Origin of the sequence: Nevskia ramosa DSM 11499 (genome assembly GCF_000420645.1) — a bacterium.
In the GTDB taxonomy this organism is placed as follows: Bacteria; Pseudomonadota; Gammaproteobacteria; order Nevskiales; family Nevskiaceae; genus Nevskia; species Nevskia ramosa.
Genome location: NZ_ATVI01000006.1, coordinates 735,469 through 754,908, shown reverse-complemented (window position 1 = coordinate 754,908; position 19,440 = coordinate 735,469). Strand labels below are relative to the sequence as shown.

Genomic DNA, 19,440 nt, shown 5'->3' with positions numbered 1-19,440 from the left:
GTGGTTGGACAGGACAGCGGTCTACGGCTGGCGGTAGAAATCCGGCTCGCCCGACGGTCGCCGACGATAGCGCTTGTAGCTCCACCAGTACTGCTCGGGGAACGCCCGCACGCAGGTTTCGACCGCAGCGTTCATCACTGCCGGGCCGGTTGCTGCATCGGCGATGTCGGCGGGCGCCGGCCACAGATGAAAACGGAAGCCACGCGCGCCTGACAGGCGCTCGGCCACGATCAGCAGCACCGGCGCGCCGCTGCGGGCAGCGAGCTTGGTGACCAGATCCATGGTGTTGGCCGGAATGCCGAACATCGGCGCGAACACGGTGCCGGAAGACTCCGGCGGATCGTGATCGGGCAGGATGCCGACCATCTCGCCGCGCTTCAGCGCCGCCAGCAAGGCCTTGACGCCGGCGCCGGTGGTCGGTACCGGCGTCACCAGGGCGCCGCGCGCGCGACCCTCGCGGATCAGCGCATCGGCAGCACCCTTCTGCGGCTTGTAGAGCACGGTGATCGGCGCGGCCTGCGCGCAGAAGAAACTGGCCAGCTCCCAGGCGCCCTGATGCGGTGTCAGCAGGATCACGCCCTTGCCCTGCGCCTGCGCGGCCTGGATTGTCGCCAGCGCCGCGGGATCGGCCAGCCAGCGCCTGCGCCGGCCGACCGGCCCGAACCAGACGGCTGGCGCTTCGAGCACCGCTTTCGCGCTTTCGATCAGGCTGGCGCGGGCGATACGGCTACGGGCTTTGTCATCGAGTTCCGGCAGGCAGCGGGCCAGATGCAGCTCGGTGACCCGCCGCAGGCCGTTCGGCAGCCACCACAGCAGCCGGCCCAGCACGCTGCCGAGCGCATGCAGCAGCACCAGCGGCAGATAGCCGAGCAGGAGGAACAGCGCGCGAAGTACAGTCTGCATCCCGCCATTATTGCCCGACCGCCTCTCCACGCTCTCGATGATCGGACTCCTGCAACGTGTGAGTGGCGCCAAGGTCGAGATCGACGGCCGGACGATGGCGCGCATCGAACGCGGCCTGCTGGTGCTGATCGGCATCGAACGCGACGACACCGCCGCCCGTGGCTCGCGCCTGCTCGAACGCCTGCTGAGTTATCGCGTGTTCGAGGACGACACAGGCCGGATGAACAAGAGCCTGCGTGATCTCGGCGCCGAACGCGGTGGCCTGCTGCTGGTCTCACAGTTCACGCTGGCGGCGGATACCCGCTCCGGCACTCGCGCCAGCTTCACGCCGGCCGCAGCCCCGGACGAAGCCCGGGCGCTGTATACCGGCCTGGTCAGCGAAGCTCAGAAGATCTGGCCTGGCACCGCCAGCGGCGTGTTCGGAGCGGACATGCAGATCAGTCTGGTCAACGATGGGCCGGTGACGTTCTGGCTGGAAGCCTGAAACCCTTCAAGGAATCGAATAGATGACCGACAAGCCGAAGCACGATGACGACGACCAGGCCAGCGCCGACGAGCACGGACGCACCCCCCTCGACCCCGAGCAGCTCGCCTTCCTGACCCGTCACATGGGCCGGGTAATCGGCGACGACGAGTGGGGTGCGGCGCTGGGTCCGCCGAAGGACAAGCCGCCGGGCGGCGGCTGATGGGCGATCCCGGCTTTCGACAAGCCGGCTATCGCTACCGCATCATTCGGTCTCGCCGTTTGCCCAAGTGTTCCGTATGTCTGCCGTAAGCCTTTCCGATCTTGTCGCCGAATCCCCCTCGGCCATGACTCCCGCTGCGCCGTCGATCGACCGCGATCCGCGCCAGCGCCTGGAGCGCAACAAGCTGGTCAAGCGTCTGCGCCGGCAGATGGGCCAGGCGATCATGGATTACCAGATGATCCGTGACGGCGATCGGGTGATGGTCTGCCTGTCCGGCGGCAAGGACAGCTACACGATGCTCGACGTGCTGCTGATGCTGCGCGATGCCGCACCGGTGAAGTTCGAGGTCATCGCCGTCAATCTCGACCAGAAGCAGCCGGGTTTCCCGGAACACGTGCTGCCGGAATACCTGGAAGCGCGCGGCGTGCCGTTCCACATCATCGAGCAGGACACCTATTCGGTGGTCAAGCGTGTGGTACCGGAAGGCAAGACCATGTGCGGCCTGTGCTCGCGGCTGCGGCGCGGCGCGCTGTACTCATGGGCGGAGGCAAACGGCTACAACAAGATCGCGCTCGGTCATCACCGCGACGACATCGTCGCCACCTTCTTCCTGAACCTGTTCTTCAACGCCAAGCTGGCAGCGATGCCGCCGAAGCTGAAAAGCGACAACGGCAAGCACATCGTCATCCGGCCGCTGGCCTATGTGCGCGAGGCGGACATCATCGAATACGCGCGCATCGCCCGGTACCCGATCATCCCCTGCACCCTGTGCGGCTCGCAGGATCAGTTGCAGCGCGTGCAGGTGCGCAAGCTGATGAGCGACTGGGAGAAGACCCACCCGGGCCGCATCGAGCACATCTTCGCGGCGCTGCAGAACGTGGCGCCATCGCAGCTTGCCGATGCCAAGACCTTCGATTTTGCGGGCCTCGACGGCGGTCTTGATGGGGGCGCCGCACTCGGCAACTGGCTGAAATCGGACAGCAGCACGGCCACCGAAGCTGATGATGCTGCTTGAGCCGCGGCATCGAGGCCGCGTGGTGACCGCTGCGCGCGGCTTGCTGCTCGGCCTGTGCGTGCTGCTGGCGAGCAACGCTGCGCAGGCCGAATCCGACGCGCCTTTCCTGTGGCAGGTAAAGGGCGCGAAAGCCACCCACTATCTGCTCGGCTCGGTGCATCTGCTGCCGAGTGCGGCGGGGCGCCTGCCGACGGGCATCGTCCAGGCCTATCGCTCGGCCGATGCGCTGGTCTTCGAATCCGATATCGACGCCTTGCAGGGCCGCAAGCTCAGCGCGCAGATGCTGGAAGCGGCCACGGCGCCGAAAGGCATTGCCGCCGAGATCGATGTCGGCACCCTGCGCCGCCTGCGCCAGCGGATGCGCGTGCTGCGCATGCCGACCGCGCAATGCGAGACCTATCGACCCTGGTTCTGTGCGCTGTCGCTGGAGCTGTACGCCTACCAGCGCGCCGGCTTCAGCGGCGAGTACGGTCTTGACCGCCGCTTGCACGATGCCGCCGTGGCCGATGGCCGGAGCATGGCCTGGTTCGAAGCCCCCGAGCGCCATATTGCCCTGTTCACCGACATGGCCAAGCCGCTGTCGACGCAGTTTCTCGACGCCGCGCTGGCCGACAACGGCCTGAAGGCCGAGGAACCGGTGGAGATGTATCGCGCCTGGCGCAACAACGACAGCAGCGGCATCGAAGCCTTGATCGCCGAGATGAAACACGACTATCCGGCGGTCTACGAACATCTGCTGGCCGGGCGCAATCGCGCCTGGCTGCCGGAGCTGAAGCGCCGGCTGAAACTGCCGGAGCGGCAGCTGATCGTCGTCGGCGCAGCGCACTGGCTGGGGCCGGATGGCTTGATCGCCAGCCTGACCGCGGCCGGTTATCAGGTGCGCCCTTATCTGGCGATCGACATCGATCAGAAAGCAGGCCTTGAGCTCGATGCCGTCATTGCGCGCCGCTAGTTGCTGGCCGCGGCTCGGCTGGCTGGCCGGCCTGGTGCTGCTGGCCGCAGCAGCGCCTGTGAAAGCCGGCGTCGACGTGCGCGTGCGCAACCTGGGGCCGGACGAGCGCAACAACGCCTACGCGAAGTTGTCGATCCTCGAATACGCCAAGCGCATCGACGCCGACAAGGGCGAATACGACACTGCCGATGTCGAGCGTCTGTTCAAGCAGGGCGAGCGGGAAATCCTCAGCGCCCTGCAGCCGTTCGGCTGGTACAACGCCAAGGTGACGGCGAAGCTCGAAGGCGCGAAGCCGGACTGGGTCGTCGAGTATCAGATCGATGCCGGGCAGGAAACGGCGATCTCGCTGATCGATTTCCAGATCATCGGCGATGGCGCTGAAGACCCGCCGCTGAACCAGATCAAGAACCGGCCACGGCCGCTGAAGCTGGGCGAGCGGATCAAGCACGAGGAATACGAGACGCTGAAGACGCGCATCGTGCAGACCGCCTACAGCCTGGGCCTGCTCGACGCCAAGCTGACCCGGCGCGAGCTGAAGATCGACGTGCCGAACAACAGCGCCGAAATCCTGCTGACGCTCGACAGCGGCCGCCGCTACCAGTTCGGCGAGATCAGCATCGAGCAGGAAGGCGGCCTCAAGCTGCGCGATGCTTTCCTGCGCAACTACCTGACCTTCGAGCCCGGCGAAAACTACGATCCAGCGAAGGTCTTGAGCACCCAGTTCGCGTTCAGCGATCTCGACTACTTCCAGACCGTCGACATCGAAGGGCTGAAGGAAAAGGCCGATGAAGACGGCCGCATCCCGATGGTGATCAACACCACCGAACGCGCGCCGCGCAGCTATCGCTACGGCCTTGGCTACGGCACCGACAGCGGCCCGCGCGCGTCAGTCGGCGCCGACTTCCGCCGCATCAACAGTCTCGGCCACAAGCTGCGCACCGATCTTCGCGTGTCGCCGCGCATCTCCACCGCGGTGGCCGAATACCGGGTGCCGTTCGGCCATCTGCCGAGCGATTCGGTGAGCTTCACCACCCAGGCACTGACCCAGGATTTCAGCGACATCAAGGAAACCCTGTACCGGATCGGCACCAGCTACAACCGCCGCGGCAAGACCTGGCAGCGGCGCGTCTATCTCGAATACACCTTCGATGAATATTCGATCAAGGAAAGCCCGCGCCAGCGCTCCAAGCTGCTGGTACCCGGCATCTCGCTCGACCACACCGAGGGCGACGATCCGATCTTCCCGCGGCGCGGCTGGTATGCGTTCACCGATCTCCACGGCGGTTCGGACCTGCTGCTGTCCGATACCAACTTCGTGCAGGGCATGATCAAGCTGCGCGGCGTGCTCGATCTCGCCCGGCGTCTATTCCTGAGAGTCCGCGTCGACCAGGGCGCAACCTGGGTCGGCAGTTTCAACAACCTGCCGCCGTCGCAGCGTTTCTTCGCCGGCGGCGACGGCAGCGTGCGCGGCTACTCGTATCAATCGCTCGGCCCGCGAGACGCCAACGGCCGGGTGATCGGCGGCCGCTATCTGACCACCGCGAGTGCCGAGCTGGACTGGTACTTCCTGCAGGAATACGGCGTTGCCGCGTTCGTCGATGCCGGCGATGCCAACGACAAGCCTCTGGTCGACCCGAGCGTCGGCGCCGGCCTTGGCTTCCGCTATCGCGCGCCGTTCGGGGCCTTCGCGCTCGATCTCGCCCATCCCTTCGATCCCGGTTCGCCACCGGTGCGCTTGCATCTCGGCGTGCAGGTGGGCCTGTGAGCACGACCACGCCGGACAGCCCGATGGAAAGCCCGCCACCGCGTCCGCCACCGCGCCCACCGGTGCGCTGGGGCCGCTGGCTGTTTGCCGGGCTGAGCGTGCCGGTGCTGCTGCTGATCGCCACGCTGATCTTCGTCATCGGCAGCGAACGCGGCCTGCGCTTCGGCCTGGCGCAGCTCAGCAGCCTGACCGGCGGGATGATCACCGTCGGCCGCGCCAACGGCCGGCTGCTCGACAACGTCGAGCTGCATGATTTCCGCTACACGAGCAGCGACGGCCTGCTGGTCACCATCGGCCGGCTGAAGCTGCGCCACCAGCCGGCCAGCCTGCTGCGCGGCCGTCTGCATGCGGAGCTGATCGAGATCGACGAGCTGGCAGTGACGCCGGGCCGGCCGGCCGATCCACCACGCCCGCCGACGCCGACACAACTGCCGGCGAAGTTGCCGGTCGACGTCGTCATCGACAGCGCGACCCTGACCGGCTTCGTGCTGCACGCCTCGGCCGATGCGCCGGCCGGCAGTCCTGATGTGCTGGTGATCGACAGCACCCGGCTGATCGCCAGCTGGCTCGGCAGCCAGCTCAGCGTCACCACGCTCACGACCAGCGGCCTGCCGATCACCGGCCCGTTGCAGGCAAAGGCCGAGGCGCAGATGGGCGTCGAGCAGATCGATTTCCAAGAGCTCAGCGTGACCGGCGCCGATCCGGCGGCGGACGGCTACAGCCTGCACGCCAAGGGCCGTTACGGTCTGAACGCGGTGGCCAGCGCGCTGAAGCTGGAGTGGACCGGCCTGCGCTGGCCGCTGGTGCTCGAAGACAAGCAGCAGCCGATGGTCAGCGACCTGATTGGCGCTGCCACTTTCGACGGCAGCTTCGACGACTACCGCTACACCCTGGCGACCAGCGCGACGATGCAGGCGTTCTCGGCCAAGCTGGTGACCGGCGGCAGCGGCAGCCTGGTCAGTGCCAAGATCGATTCGCTGAAGCTCGATGCGCTGCCGGTCGCACTCGCGGTGACCGACAAGAAGCGCAAGGCCGCGCCGCAGCCCGGTTCGATCAACGCCAGCGGCGAAGTGCGCTGGTCGCCAGCACTGTCGGCAGAGATCGTCGCCAGCTTCGAGCATGTCGATCCTTCCTGGTTCGTCGCCGATTTCCCGGGCGATCTGAACGGCCGGATCACCACCACGACGAAGATGATCGGCGAGGAGCCGCAGATCGCTTTCGATGGCCGCTTCGAGAAGTCCTCGCTGCGCGGCCAGCCGTTCAGCCTGGATGCCAACGGCGTCACCGACACCCGTGAAGCGCAGCTCGAAGCGCTGAAGCTGGTGGCCGGCAAGGGCAAGGTCGAAGCCAGCGGCAAGGTGCGCTGGACGCCGGAACTGAAGCTGAACTTCCAGGCGCTGATCAGCCATCTCGACCCCGGCCTCGTCGCACCCGACTGGCCCGGCGACATCAACGGCAAGGTATTGATCGCCACCGATGATGATCCCGCCGCACCGCTGCGTTTCGACGCGCTGATCGACAAATCCCGCCTGCGCCAGTATCCGCTGAAGCTCGCCGCTGTCGGCAGCGCGCTGCTCGCTCCGGAAAGCACGGTGGTCACGCTCGACACCGTGCAGCTGGAAACCGGCGGCACCAGGTTGAATGTATCCGGCCAGCCGACGCCGCCGTTTGCATTGCGCGGCAGCTTCAACAGCCCGGACCTGGCCGCGCTGCTGCCCGAGCTGCGCGGCCGCGCCGCGTTCGATTTCGCCCTCGACGGCAGCATCGAGCAGCCTCATCTGGTCTCGAAAGGTGAACTCGGCAACATCGTGTTCGGCGAGCAGACCGTGCAGCACCTGGACTGGACGGCGGACCTCGATCCGCTGGTCGCCACCTCGAACCTGAAAGTGACGCTGCGCGAGGCCAATGTCGGCCTGAAGATCGCCAGCGCAAGCCTGACCGCCACGGGGCAGGAGGTCTATCACGGCGTGGTGCTCGAAGCCGCCACCGAGCGCGGCGGCGCCAAGCTCGGCCTGCAGGGTGGTTATGACCGGGTGCGTGGCGAGTGGGGCGGCGAGCTGAACCAGCTGGCGCTGACGCCGGATGGCCTGTCAGCCTGGGCACTCGACAAGCCGGCCGGCATCCTGGTCGGAGAGAAACGCCGCGCCCTGGAACTGGCCTGCCTGACCAGCACGGACGGACATGCCTGCTTCAATCTCGAACAGAACGTGCTCGCCGACGGCGCCCGCATCGGCTGGAACATCGATCGCCTGCTGCTTTCCGCGCTGCAGCCGTTCCTCGATCCCAAGACACGGATCAGCGGCAGCATCGACGGCACCGGTTCGATCGATTTCAGCAGCGGCAATCTGCAGAAGGCCGAAGCCGCACTGAATCTCCGAGAGGCCTCGCTGCAATTGCCGGACGCGCCGCTGCTGAAACTGGAAACCGGCAGCGTGCAGGCGCGCCAGGTCGATGGCCGTCTGGAAGCGACGGCGGACCTGAAGATGGCCGGCGCGTCGCTGGAAGCGAAGCTGAACGCCGCACCCGGCGATGATTTCAAGGCGCGCGCGCTGGGTGGCAGCATCCGCCTCGATGTGCCGAGCCTCGCGTTCCTGGAACCGCTGCTGCCGCAGCTGGACAAGCTCGATGGCCGGCTGGCCGGCGATCTCGTGCTGTCCGGCGTCGTCGGCGAGCCGCGCCTGGAAGGTGATCTCAAGCTCAGCGAAGGCCGCGCCAAGCTGGTGGTCGCCGGCATCGAACTCACCGATGTCGCGCTGCAGATGCATGCGCGCAATCAGGCGCCGCTGGCGCTGGAAGGCAGCCTGAACTCCGGCGGCGGCACCCTGAACATCGCCGGCACGCTGGATCCGTATTCGACGCCGCTGTCCGCCGATTTCACGATCAAGGGCAAGGACGTGCAGGCGATGAATACCGCCGAAGCGCGCGCCTGGATCGATGCCGACCTGCGCTTGGTCCGCAATGCCGAAGGCGCAAGGCTGACCGGCGAACTCGGCGTGCCACGCGCCGACATCACGCCGAAGGGTCTGGGCGGCGACAGCGGCATTGATGCCAGTGAAGACCAGGTGCTGGTCGGCGTCGTGGTGCCGCCGAAGGAAGTGCCGCTGCCGGTGTTCGTCGAACTGCGCCTGACCTTGGGCGACAAGGTGCGCATCGAGGGCTTCGGCCTGAAGACGCGCATCGAAGGCGGCGTGACGGTGTCGCAACGGCCGGGCTTCGATGCATTGGGCCGGGGCGAACTGCGCCTGATCGACGGCCGCTATCAGGCTTACGGCCAGGATCTGAGCATCGAGACCGGACGGCTGATCTTCAGCGGCGGGCCGGTGAAGACGCCGGCCGTCGATCTCTATGCCACGCGCCAGCCACGCGAGGACATCAAGGTCGGCGTGCGGGTGCGCGGCACCTTGGCGAAGCCGGAACTGAGCCTGCAGTCGAGCCCGATCCTGCCGCGCGAGCAGCAGCTGAGCTGGCTGGTGCTCGGCCGTTCGCTGGAAACCAGTTCCTCGCAGGATCGCAGCATGGTGTCGAGCGCCGCGCTCAGTCTCGGCCTCGGCGGCGGCGACTACCTGGCCGGTCTGCTCGGCAAGAAAGTGGGACTGGACGAGCTGTCGGTCGGCAGCGTCGCCGAGACCAATTCCGAGGTGGCGGCGAACGCCCAGAGCATCGCCGGATCGCAAAGCGCCAGCGGCGGAGTCGATGCCAACGCCCAGGCTGCCCAGCTGACGCTCGGCAAGTACTTGACGCCGAGACTGTTCGTCAGCTACGGCATCAGCCTGTTCCAGGAGGGCTACACGTTCCGGATGCTGTACACGCTCGGCCGCGGCTTCAAGCTGTCGACCGAAAGCGGCACCGCCAGCGGCGGCGACCTCATCTACACCACCGAGCGCGGCTTGCAGAAACCGGCCGCCAATCCGCGGCCCGGTGTCGATGCCGTACCCAGTGCCGGGCCGGCGCCGGATCCGGAACGCAGCCCGGATGCCGTCAAGTCCAAGCCGGTGCTGGAGCGCGAACCGGAGCCCGCCAAGTCGCCCTAGACGAGCACCTTCGCCAGCCAGGCCGAGATGTCGTCGACTTCCTCGGCGCAGACCGAATGACCCATCGGGTATTCGTGCCAGTCGATCTTCAGGCCCCAGCTGCGCAGGCCATCGCGGCTGTCGGTACCGAGCTTCAGCGCCAGTACCGGATCGGCGGTGCCGTGGCACATCAGGATCGGCGTCGCCTTGCCGGCTTCGGTCAGCTCTTTCGGCAGCGTGTCGTGCAGCGGCAGATAGGTCGACAGCGCCATGGTGCCGGCCAGCGGCTCGGCGAGCCGGCAAGTAGCGTGCAGCGCGATCGCGCCGCCCTGCGAAAAGCCGGCGATGACGATGCGCTTCGCCGCGATGCCGGCCTTGCGCTGCTCGGCGACCAGCGCCATCAGGGTCGCAGCCGAGGCGCGGATGCCGACGTCGTCCTGCTGATCGCTGCGGGTCAGGCTCTTGATGTCGTACCAGGCGCGCATCCGGGCGCCGCCGTTGAGCGTGACCGCGCGCACCGGCGCATGCGGAAAGATGAAGCGCGCCTCGATGCCGGCCGGCAGGCTCAGCTCGGGGACGATCGGCACGAAGTCATGACCATCGGCACCAAGGCCATGCAGCCAGATCACCGCGGCATTGGCGGGCGCTGCCGGTTCCAGCGTGACTGCGGCATCGGTTTCGATCTTTTTCACGCGGGCGTTCCTGAAGTTTTCGGTTCGGCCGCGATTGTGTGGGCGCGCAGGAGCCACGGCAACGGCTGCTAAACTTGAGTTCGCAGTTTCGCCATCGCTTCATTCGGGGTTCTTCGATGTCTGCTCGTGTGCTGGTCGCCGTTTCGTTGCTTGCCACGCTGGCTCTGAGCCAGATTCTGGCCGGCTGCGGCCAGACCGGCCCGCTGCACATGCCGGCCGATGCGCCGGCAGGCGAGGGCTATCTGATCGGCAGCAATCCGAACGTGAAGAAGAAAGCTGACGCCAAGCCCGCTGCCGCTCCGCCAGCTGCTGCAACTCCAGCCGCAACGCCGGCCGACGCCGCACCCGCCTCGACCACACCCTGATCGCGTCATCCATGGACTCATTCGAATACCGCGACGGCGCGCTGCGCGCCGAAGCCGTGCCGCTGTCGGCGATCGCCGCCGCTCATGGCACGCCGACCTACGTCTATTCCCGTGCCGCGCTGGAACGCCACTACCGCGCGTTCGATGAAGCGCTGAACGGCGTCGAGCACCGCGTCTGCTACGCGGTGAAAGCGAACTCCAACCTCGCCGTGCTGCAGGTGCTGGCGCGGATCGGCGCCGGCTTCGACATCGTCTCCGGCGGCGAGCTGCAGCGCGTGCTCAAGGCCGGCGGCGATCCAGCGAAAGTGGTGTTCTCCGGCGTCGGCAAGACTGCTGCCGAGATCGAGCTGGCGCTGAAGGTCGGCATCTACTGCTTCAACGTCGAATCGGAAGTCGAGCTGCATCGCCTGTCGGCACTGGCGACGAAGCAGCGCAAGACCGCGCGCATCGCCTTCCGGGTCAATCCGGATGTCGATGCCAAGACCCATCCGTACATCTCGACGGGCTTGAAGGAAAACAAGTTCGGCGTCGACATCGCCGAAGGCGAGCGTCTCTATCAACTGGCCGCGACCTCGCCTGGCATTGCCATCGATGGCGTGGCCTGCCACATCGGTTCGCAGCTGCTGGAGCTGTCGCCGTTCCTCGATGCCCTGGATCGGGTGCTGGCGTTGATCGATCGCCTGGCCGAGCGTGGCATCGTGCTGCATCACATCGACGTCGGCGGCGGCCTTGGCGTGCGCTATGACGATGAAGTGCCGCCCACGCCGCTGCAATGGGCCGCGGCGATCAAGCCGAAGCTCGCCGGCCGCAAGCTGGTGGTGATGACCGAGCCAGGCCGCGCCATCGCCGGCAATGCCGGCGTGCTGCTGACCCGGGTCGAGCTGCTGAAGCCGGGCGCGCACAAGAACTTCGCGATCATCGATGCCGCGATGAACGATCTGATCCGGCCGAGCTTCTACGACGCCTGGCATGCAGTGATACCGGTCGCGCAGCACAGCGACGCGGAAGCGAAGACCTGGGATCTGGTCGGTCCGGTCTGCGAGACCGGCGACTGGCTGGCCCGTGATCGCGAGCTGGCACTGACCGAAGGCGATCTGCTGGCGTTCCGCACGGCCGGCGCCTACGGCTTCACGATGAGCAGCAACTACAACTCGCGCGGCCGCGCCGCCGAGGTGCTGGTCGATGGCGACACCATGCACCTGGCCCGGGCGCGGGAAAGCTTCGACGATCTGGTGCAGAACGAGACCTTGCTGCCCTGATCGCCTAGGTTGTCGCCCGGTTCATCCGGCCGCTGAGTTAGGCTTTGCGGCCGTGAACCCGAGGCTGCCGCGATGACGACGAACCCTGCTGCCAAGCCCCTGGTGCTGATCGACGCCGCCGGCTGGCTGTTTCGCGCCTATCACGCGCTGCCACCGCTTTCGAACCCGCGTGGCGAGCCGACCGGGGCGATCTTCGGCATGGTCAACATGCTCAAGCGCCTGCAGAAGGACTACGCGCCGGAGCGCATCGCGGTGATCTTCGACGCACCGGGCAAGACCTTCCGCGAGGACATCTATCCGGCCTACAAGGCCAATCGCGATGCCACACCGGCGGACCTGCTGCACCAGTGGCCGATCATCGTCGAGATGGTCAAGGCGATGGGCCTGCCAGTGCTGTCGGTGTCCGGCGTCGAAGCCGATGACGTGATCGGCACCTTGACCCGGATCGGCGAAGCGGCCGGTCACGAGGTGCTGATCGTCACCAGCGACAAGGACATGGCGCAGCTGGTCAACGAGCGCGTGAAGCTGGTCGACACGATGAAGAACCGGGTGATGGACCCGGCTGGCGTGGTCGAGAAATTCGGCGTGCCGCCGGAACGCATCGTCGATTACCTGGCGCTGATCGGCGACACCAGCGACAACATCCCGGGCGTGCCGAGCGTTGGCCCGAAGACCGCCGCGAAGTGGCTGACCGAGTACGGCTCGCTGGACGCGATCATTGCCCGGGCCGAGGAGATCAAGGGCAAGGTCGGCGAGAAGCTGCGCGATGCGATTGCGCAGATTCCGATGTCGCACGATCTGGCGACCATCCGTTGCGATGTCGAGCTGCCGCTGAAGCTCGAGGAACTGGTGCCAGGTGCGCCGGACATCGACAAGCTGGCGACGATCTATCGCAATTCCGGTTTCCATCGGGCGCTGGAGGAACTCGGCAATCTGCCGCAGCCCAAATCTGCAACGGCTGCCCCTGCGATCGCCGCGGGCGACAGCTCGCAGACGGAACTGACGGTGCTTCCCGAGTTCGCACCGGAAGAGGCGCCGAAAGTTGCAGAGCTTCCACCCTCCGCCAAGACCCAGGCCATCGCAGTCCTCGACGAGGACGCGCTGGCCGACATGATCGCCAAGCTCGAAGCCGCCGAGCTGATCTGCGTCGATACCGAAACCGATGCGCTCGACGCGATGCAGTCCGGCCTGGTCGGCCTTGCCTTCGCAACCGAAGCCGGCCATGGCTGGTATGTGCCGCTGACCCATGACTATCTCGGCGCGCCGCAGCAGCTCGATCGCACGGCGGTGCTCGCGCGGGTCAAGCCGCTGCTCGAAGATCCGAAGAAGCCGAAGGTCGGTCAGCACATCAAGTACGACCTGAACGTGCTGGCGCGCCACGGCGTCGACGTGCGCGGCGTGGCGTTCGACACGATGCTCGAAAGCTACGTGCTCGATGCCGCCGGCAATCGCCACGACATGGACACGCTGGCCGAGCGCTACCTCGGCCACAAGACCATTTCCTTCAGCGACGTGGCCGGCAAGGGCAAGAGCCAGATCACCTTCAACCAGGTGGCGATCGAGGAAGCGACGCAGTACTCGGCCGAGGACGCCGATATCACCTTGCGCCTGCATCAGGCGCTGTATCCGAAGATCGCCGCGGAAGCGTCGCTGAAATCCGTGTTCGAGACCATCGAGATGCCGCTGGTACCGGTGCTTGCGGCGATGGAATTTGCCGGCGTGAAGGTCGATGCGCCGCTGCTGGTCAAGATCAGCGGCGAACTGGCGCGGCGCATGGACGAGCTGCAGCTGGAGGTGTTCAAGGCGGCGGGCGGCGAGTTCAACCTCGGTTCGCCGAAGCAGCTGCAGATCATCCTGTTCGATCAGCTGAAGCTGCGCGTGGTCAGCAAGACGCCGAAGGGCGATCCGTCGACTGCCGAGAACGTGCTCGAGGAACTGAGCAGCGAACATCCGCTGCCGCGCCTGATCCTCGACTGGCGCGGCCTGGCCAAGCTGAAATCGACCTATGCCGATAACCTGCCGAAGCAGGTCAATCCGCAGACCGGGCGCATTCACACGTCCTACCACCAGGCGGTGGCGCAAACCGGGCGGCTGTCGTCGAACGATCCGAACCTGCAGAACATTCCGGTGCGCACGGCCGATGGTCGGCGCATTCGCCAGGCGTTCATTGCCGAAGACGGCAACGCGCTGCTATCGATCGACTATTCGCAGATCGAACTGCGGCTGATGGCGCATTTCTCCGGCGACGAGCGCCTGCAGGACGCCTTCAGGCGCGGCATCGACATTCATCAGGCAACCGCCGCCGAAGTGTTCGGCCAGCCGCTCGATCAGGTCAGCGCCGAATCGCGACGCTCGGCGAAAGCGATCAACTTCGGCCTGATCTATGGCATCTCGGCGTTCGGCCTGGCCAAGCAACTCGGCATCGGCCGCGGCGACGCGCAGGACTACATCGACCGTTTCTTTGCCCGCTATCCGGGCGTCAAGCGCTTCATGGAGACCACCAAGGCGCAGGCCCATGAACTCGGCTATGTCGAAACCATGTTCGGCCGTCGCCTGTATCTGCCGGAGATTCAGAGCCGCAACGCCGCCCAGCGTCAGTACGCCGAGCGCACTGCGATCAACGCGCCGTTGCAGGGCACCGCGGCGGATCTGATCAAGCGGGCCATGATCGATGTCGCCGAGTGGCTGCCGACCCACGCGCCGGACCTGCGGATGATCCTGCAGGTGCACGATGAACTGGTGTTCGAGGGGCCGCGCGCGCAACTTTCCGAACTGGGGCCGACGATCGCTTCCCGGATGTGCCAGGCCGCGCAACTGGCAGTGCCGCTGGTCGCCGACTGGGGTATCGGTGCGAATTGGGATGCCGCCCATGTGGCGACCGGCCATGCGAGCAGTGCGGCGAGCTGAGTTCTTGCCGGGCTGAGGACGCCGGAAACGACAAGGCCGGTCCCCCCCGGGACCGGCCTTTCACAGCCTTGCAGCGCCACAACCCCAAAATTCCGAAAAATACTTCGAAAAATAATCCTTTCAAAATCCGCTATTTGCGATCTTTTTGGAAGAATTTTCGACTTTCGCCGAATTTTTTCGCAACTCCCGCCGAACTAATTCCACGGGCTCCAGTCTGATATTGCGAATGGTGACTCCCTTCCCATTCTCCGCCCCCACTCCCTGGGCGGATGCCCCTCCGGCTCCCCCAAGCCGGAAATCGTTGCCCGGTGGATTCCCCCGATCCACCGGGCATTTTTTTGCCCGGCGATCAGCGGCCAGCCAACAACCAGGACTTGATGCTAATCGAGCGCGGGCAAACCTGCCAATCCGTTCAGGCTGGTTGTAATTACCCGGGTGTCAGCCGGGTTCGTCGATCGGGTCCGAAACAGGCGCCGCGAACCCCAGCCAGTCATCGAGCCGCGCCCGCGCTTCGTCGACGCCGGTCTTGGCGGTCGCCGAAAACATCTGCGTGGTCATGTTCGGATCGAAGTCCTTCAGTTCGCGCTGAACTTTCAGCATCGTGTTCTTGGCGGCGCCATAGCTGAGCTTGTCTGCCTTGGTCAGCAGCACATGCGCATTGAGCAGGCGATCGCGGCACCATTCGAGCATCTGCACGTCCAGCTCTGTGAGCGGATGGCGGATGTCCATGACCACGATGATGCCTTTCAGCACGTCGCGCTTCTCGACATAACCACCCACCAGCTGGCCCCAGGCGTTGCGGACCGCGATCGGCACCTGGGCGAAGCCGTAGCCGGGCAGATCGATGAGGCGGGCACGATCCTCGATGTCGAACAGATTGATCAGCTGGGTGCGGCCGGGCGTTTTCGATACGCGCGCAAGACCATGTTGCTGACAGATGACGTTCATCGCGCTCGACTTGCCGGCGTTCGAGCGGCCGACCAGCGCCGCTTCCGGCCAGCCATCCGTCGGCAGCTGGCTGAGCTGGGCGGCGGACATCCGGAACCTCGCACGGGCGTAGAGATTCGGCGGCGGTGTCGGGGCCGGCTCTTTGCTTGCCGCTTTCGTTGTTGCTTTCGTTGTACCGGGGGTCATCGTGTAAGATTCGCGCTCCAATTGATCATTATGCGCGTAGTGCGGCCTGCACCACGCGCCTTTGCCTGCCGGAGTGTTTCATGAAGCGTGTACTGCTCGCCCTCGCACTGTGCGTCCCTGTCGCCGCGTTTGCTGAAGGCGCCGCCCAGGATCCGTTCGTCAAGGGCGATGCTGCCGCCGGCGCGACCAAGGCCGCGGTCTGCGGCGCCTGCCACGGCGCCGGTGGCAACGGTGGCATCAATCCGGAGTGGCCGAAGCTCGCCGCCCAGGGTTCGAAGTACGTTCACAACCAGCTCGTCGCCTTCAAGGGCGGCAAGCGCGCCAATCCAGTGATGGCCGGCCAGGCGGCTGCGCTGTCGGATCAGGACATGGCCGATCTCGCCGCCTATTTCGCGGCCCAGCCCGCCGTGCCGGGCGTCGCCAGCGAAGCTTCGGTGCCGGTCGCCCAGAAGCTGTATCGCGCCGGTGATGCCGCACGCGGCCTGGCGGCCTGCTCGGCCTGCCACGGTCCGAAGGGCGCGGGCAATCCGGCCGCGGCCTACCCGCATATCGGCGGCCAGAACAGCGGCTATGTGGCGACCCAGCTGCGTGCGTATCGTGCTGGGGAACGCGGCAAGGAAGGCAATGGTCTGATGATGGCCGCCGTTGCGAAGTATCTGACCGATGCCGAGATCGACGCGCTGTCTTCCTACCTGTCAGGCCTGCAGTAAGGCCACCCAAGGAGCCTCATGCGTACCCTCAAGAACTTCGTCGCTGGCGGCCTGCTCGCCACGCTTGCCCTGTTCAGCGTGGCCTGCAGCGCCGCTGACAGCACCCCGTCCGGTGATTTCCAGCTGGGCAGGGACTACACCGAAGTGCCGTCGCCTCAGAAGCCGGCCGATCCGAAGCGGATCACGGTGGAGGAGTTCTTCTGGTACGGCTGCCCGCATTGCTTCGCGCTGGAACCAACCGTCGAAGCCTGGCTGAAGACCAAGCCGGCCGACGTCGATTTCATCCGCGTGCCGAACACGCTGGGCCGTCCTGAAGGTGAAGTGCACGCTCGCGCGTTCTACATCGCCCAGACGCTCGGCATTCTCGACAAGACCCACAAGCCGCTGTTCGCCGCGATTCACGAACAACATCAGCAGATGGCATCGCTGGAAGCGATCCGCGAGCTGTATGTCGCCGTCGCCGGCATCAAGCCGGCTGATTTCGATGGCATTGCCGCGAGTTTCGTCGTCGATTCCGGCATGCGCCGCGGCGAAGCGCTGGCTCGCACCTACGTGATCCGCAGCGTGCCGATCCTGATCGTCGGTGGCACCTACGCGGTTCCCGGCTCGCCAACCGCCGCAAAGACCGTCGATTTCCTGATCGACAAGATCCGCAAGAGCCGCAAGTAAGCATTTGATGCCTAGCCTCCGGACCGGTCGCGCACCGGTTTCGGAGGCTGGATATCGAAACGCGGGGAACGGCTTATCCTCGGCCACGGTCTGAACGGTGCTGTTACCGCACCGTTTCCGATGCGGCCATGACGGAGAACCCGCGATGAACAGAAGCCCTGTCCGCCAGCTGCTGGCCAGCCTTGCGCTCGGTTCGCTGCTGCTTGGCGCCGCATCTGCGGCTGAACCCGCAAGCCCGTCGACCCCGACCGAATCGGCTCCCGCCAGGAACGATAGCGATTCACGGCAGCCGAACTGCGTGCGCGACACCGGCACGCGGATCAAGTCGAAGAAGCGCGACTGTCTCGGCGTTGCCGGACGCAGCTACAGCGCAGAAGAATTGAGGCAGACCGGTGAGACCAATCCGCTGGATGCGCTGCGCCGCATGGACCCGAGCATCACCGGCTCGGTTCGCTGAAGCGAGTTCGCGTCAGTTGAGAACGCGCGGCACGGCAAGCCGGAATGGCTCGATCAGCGCGTCGAAGTTGTCGCCACCATCGGTGACCATCTGGTAGCTGCCATGCATGGTGCCGACCGGCGTGGTCAGCGGGCAGCCGCTGGTGTACTGGAACTGTTCGCCGGGTTCGAGCTTGGGCTGGAAGCCGATCACGCCAAGGCCGCGCACTTCCTCGGTCTTGCCTTCACCGTTGGTGATGATCCAGTGCCGTGACAGCAGCTGCACGGTCTCGTCGCCATCATTGCGGATCGTCACCTGGTAGCTGAACAGGTAGTGCGAACGCGAGGGCTCGGACTGCTCCGGCACATAGCGAGGCGCCACGATCACGCGCACGCCGCGGGTCAGGGTGTTGGTCACAGGAAGCCCGCCTGCAGCTTGGCCGCGTCGCTCATCATGTCCTGCGTCCACGGTGGATCGAAAGTCAGCTCCACGTCCGCCTCGCGCACCATCGGCACTTGCAGCGCCTTGGTCTTGACGTCGTTTACCAGCACGTCGCCCATGCCGCAGCCGGGGGCAGTCAAGGTCATCACCACGTGCAACTTCCAGCCGTCGTCGGCGGCCGGTTCGAGGCGACAGTCGTAGACCAGGCCAAGCTCGACGATGTTGATCGGGATTTCCGGGTCGTAGACCGTTTCCAGCTGCTTGCGCACCGCAGCGGTCACTTCCTCTTCGCTGGCATCGGCCGCAAGAATGATGTCGCCGGTCGGCTCGAAACCGAGCGCGTCGGCATCCTTGCCGTCGATGCGGAACAGATGGCCCTGCACCTCGACCGTGTAGCTGCCGCCCAGTGCCTGCGTGATGGTTGCATCCGCGCCCTCGGGCAGCTCGACCCGCGTGCCGGCAGGAATCAGCACGCCGATCACTTCTCGGCTCAGGATCACGGTTTGGTGCATGTACGACATGGGCAGCTCAGGCTCGGAATCAAACTCAGGCACGCCGGACATCCGGGCGTATCCGTTCAAGTTTAGCCCTTGTCTCCAAACGCCGGGGATTCGGGGACCCGGCGCAGCCTCCAAAGCGCGATCGCGCTTGCCGTTCGCTGCCGGGCGTTGCAGCATCCGGGCTCGTTCCGAAGACTGCCCCGAACTGCCATGCGCCCCATCACTGCTTCCGCGGCCCTGTTGAGCTGCGTCTTTCTCGTTGCCACCTCGCTGCCCTTGTCCGCCGATACCTTGCCGGACCGCCGTTCGGTCAATGTCAGCGGTCGCGGTGAAGTGACCGCCACGCCGGATCGCGCCCGTATCTCGATGCAGGTTGAAACCACCAAGCTCGATCTGCGCGCCGCGCAGGATCAAGTCAGCCGCATCGTTCGTGACTATCTGGCGCAGGTGAAAGCGCTGGGCATCGCCGACGCCGACATCTCGACTGCGGGCCTGAGCATCCAGCCGCAGTACGACTACAGCGCCAAGGGCGGCCGCAAGTTTCTCGGCTACCAGCTGACCCGCGGCATCGAGATCGTCGTGCGCGATCTCGACAAGATCGGCGACGTGCTGCTGAAAGCGACGACTGCTGGCATCAACAACGTGTCGGACCCGCAGCTGGAATCCTCGAAAGCCGAAGCGCTGACTCGCGAAGCGCTGGCCAAGGCGGCCGAAGACGCACGCGCCAAGGCCAAGGTGCTGGCCGATGCGCTCGGTGTGAAGCTCGGCGCCGTCCACACGCTGAATGCCAACGCCGAGTTCGTTCCGGCGCCGATGGCGCAGAAGAGCCGTGTCTTGATGATGTCCGCAGCCGATGCAGCGCCGGAGTCCGGCAACGAGGCACTTGGCTTCTCGGCCGGGCAGATTCGCTACAACGCCAGCGTCAACGCCGATTTCGATCTCGTCGCGCCCTGATTCCAGCGCAATCGTCTCTCACCAGCGTCAGGATGCGGTTTG

Annotated in this window: 18 protein-coding genes; 13 read left to right on the top strand and 5 right to left on the bottom strand. The window is 65.8% G+C overall.

Annotated features, from left to right (window positions below; all coding sequences use genetic code 11):
- Positions 1 to 21: 21 nt before the first annotated feature.
- Entirely contained in the window at positions 22 to 903 is an 882-nt protein-coding gene (locus G513_RS22440; RefSeq protein WP_033417426.1) for a lysophospholipid acyltransferase family protein, read from the bottom strand.
- A gap of 37 nt (positions 904 to 940) precedes the next feature.
- On the opposite strand from G513_RS22440, the gene dtd reads away from it, so the two are divergent.
- From dtd to G513_RS0110245, 6 genes are all read left to right on the top strand, one after another.
- Positions 941 to 1,387, top strand: a complete 447-nt coding sequence (gene dtd, locus G513_RS0110270; RefSeq protein WP_022976758.1) for a D-aminoacyl-tRNA deacylase — start codon at positions 941 to 943, stop codon at positions 1,385 to 1,387.
- 22 nt (positions 1,388 to 1,409) lie between these two features.
- Positions 1,410 to 1,589: a hypothetical protein gene (locus G513_RS0110265; protein ID WP_022976757.1), complete on the top strand. Its 180-nt coding sequence runs from the start codon at positions 1,410 to 1,412 to the stop codon at positions 1,587 to 1,589.
- Between the two features lie 124 nt (positions 1,590 to 1,713).
- Positions 1,714 to 2,604, top strand: a complete 891-nt coding sequence (gene ttcA / locus G513_RS0110260; RefSeq protein WP_022976756.1) for a tRNA 2-thiocytidine(32) synthetase TtcA — start codon at positions 1,714 to 1,716, stop codon at positions 2,602 to 2,604.
- Positions 2,605 to 2,626: 22 nt separating this feature from the next.
- Complete coding sequence (locus tag G513_RS0110255; RefSeq protein WP_169560599.1) at positions 2,627 to 3,556, top strand: TraB/GumN family protein; 930 nt, start codon at positions 2,627 to 2,629, stop codon at positions 3,554 to 3,556.
- Positions 3,534 to 5,321 (top strand): autotransporter assembly complex protein TamA, encoded by a 1,788-nt coding sequence (locus tag G513_RS0110250; RefSeq protein ID WP_084711438.1) that lies wholly within the window; start codon positions 3,534 to 3,536, stop codon positions 5,319 to 5,321. Before G513_RS0110255 ends, G513_RS0110250 begins: the two co-directional genes overlap by 23 nt.
- Positions 5,318 to 9,352, top strand: a complete 4,035-nt coding sequence (locus G513_RS0110245) for a translocation/assembly module TamB domain-containing protein (protein WP_022976753.1) — start codon at positions 5,318 to 5,320, stop codon at positions 9,350 to 9,352. The genes G513_RS0110250 and G513_RS0110245 overlap by 4 nt, the downstream gene beginning before the upstream one ends.
- Here the strand turns inward: G513_RS0110245 and G513_RS0110240 are convergent.
- Complete coding sequence (locus G513_RS0110240; protein WP_022976752.1) at positions 9,349 to 10,023, bottom strand: alpha/beta hydrolase; 675 nt, start codon at positions 10,021 to 10,023, stop codon at positions 9,349 to 9,351. The genes G513_RS0110245 and G513_RS0110240 overlap by 4 nt on opposite strands.
- A gap of 116 nt (positions 10,024 to 10,139) precedes the next feature.
- On the opposite strand from G513_RS0110240, the gene lptM reads away from it, so the two are divergent.
- From lptM to polA, 3 genes are all read left to right on the top strand, one after another.
- Complete coding sequence (gene lptM / locus G513_RS26460) at positions 10,140 to 10,388, top strand: LPS translocon maturation chaperone LptM (protein ID WP_156891527.1); 249 nt, start codon at positions 10,140 to 10,142, stop codon at positions 10,386 to 10,388.
- An 11-nt stretch (positions 10,389 to 10,399) separates the two neighbouring features.
- The gene (gene lysA, locus G513_RS0110230) at positions 10,400 to 11,647 is read left to right on the top strand and encodes a diaminopimelate decarboxylase (protein WP_022976750.1); all 1,248 of its coding nucleotides are present in this window, start codon (positions 10,400 to 10,402) and stop codon (positions 11,645 to 11,647) included.
- Positions 11,648 to 11,719: 72 nt separating this feature from the next.
- On the top strand, positions 11,720 to 14,554 hold the full coding sequence (gene polA, locus G513_RS0110225) for a DNA polymerase I (RefSeq protein WP_022976749.1): 2,835 nt from the start codon (positions 11,720 to 11,722) through the stop codon (positions 14,552 to 14,554).
- A 438-nt stretch (positions 14,555 to 14,992) separates the two neighbouring features.
- On the opposite strand, the gene yihA is transcribed toward polA, so the two are convergent.
- The gene (gene yihA / locus G513_RS0110220) at positions 14,993 to 15,592 is read right to left on the bottom strand and encodes a ribosome biogenesis GTP-binding protein YihA/YsxC (RefSeq protein ID WP_033417425.1); all 600 of its coding nucleotides are present in this window, start codon (positions 15,590 to 15,592) and stop codon (positions 14,993 to 14,995) included.
- Positions 15,593 to 15,768: 176 nt separating this feature from the next.
- Here yihA and G513_RS0110215 point away from each other — a divergent pair, with 176 nt between their 5' ends.
- The 3 genes from G513_RS0110215 to G513_RS0110205 all read left to right on the top strand — a co-directional run bounded on the left by G513_RS0110215 (position 15,769) and on the right by G513_RS0110205 (position 17,524).
- Complete coding sequence (locus G513_RS0110215; protein WP_022976747.1) at positions 15,769 to 16,398, top strand: c-type cytochrome; 630 nt, start codon at positions 15,769 to 15,771, stop codon at positions 16,396 to 16,398.
- Between the two features lie 18 nt (positions 16,399 to 16,416).
- Positions 16,417 to 17,067 (top strand): thiol:disulfide interchange protein DsbA/DsbL, encoded by a 651-nt coding sequence (locus G513_RS0110210; RefSeq protein ID WP_022976746.1) that lies wholly within the window; start codon positions 16,417 to 16,419, stop codon positions 17,065 to 17,067.
- 145 nt (positions 17,068 to 17,212) lie between these two features.
- Complete coding sequence (locus G513_RS0110205; RefSeq protein ID WP_022976745.1) at positions 17,213 to 17,524, top strand: hypothetical protein; 312 nt, start codon at positions 17,213 to 17,215, stop codon at positions 17,522 to 17,524.
- Between the two features lie 12 nt (positions 17,525 to 17,536).
- On the opposite strand, the gene apaG is transcribed toward G513_RS0110205, so the two are convergent.
- Positions 17,537 to 17,920, bottom strand: coding sequence for a Co2+/Mg2+ efflux facilitator ApaG/CorD (gene apaG / locus G513_RS0110200; RefSeq protein WP_022976744.1), 384 nt, complete (start codon positions 17,918 to 17,920; stop codon positions 17,537 to 17,539).
- Positions 17,917 to 18,465 (bottom strand): putative Fe-S cluster assembly protein SufT, encoded by a 549-nt coding sequence (gene sufT, locus G513_RS0110195; RefSeq protein ID WP_022976743.1) that lies wholly within the window; start codon positions 18,463 to 18,465, stop codon positions 17,917 to 17,919. The genes apaG and sufT overlap by 4 nt, the downstream gene beginning before the upstream one ends.
- 189 nt (positions 18,466 to 18,654) lie before the next feature.
- Here sufT and G513_RS0110190 point away from each other — a divergent pair, with 189 nt between their 5' ends.
- Positions 18,655 to 19,398 carry an SIMPL domain-containing protein gene (locus G513_RS0110190; RefSeq protein WP_022976742.1) on the top strand — a complete coding sequence of 248 codons (744 nt, stop codon included), beginning with the start codon at positions 18,655 to 18,657 and terminating at the stop codon, positions 19,396 to 19,398.
- Positions 19,399 to 19,440: the final 42 nt, after the last annotated feature.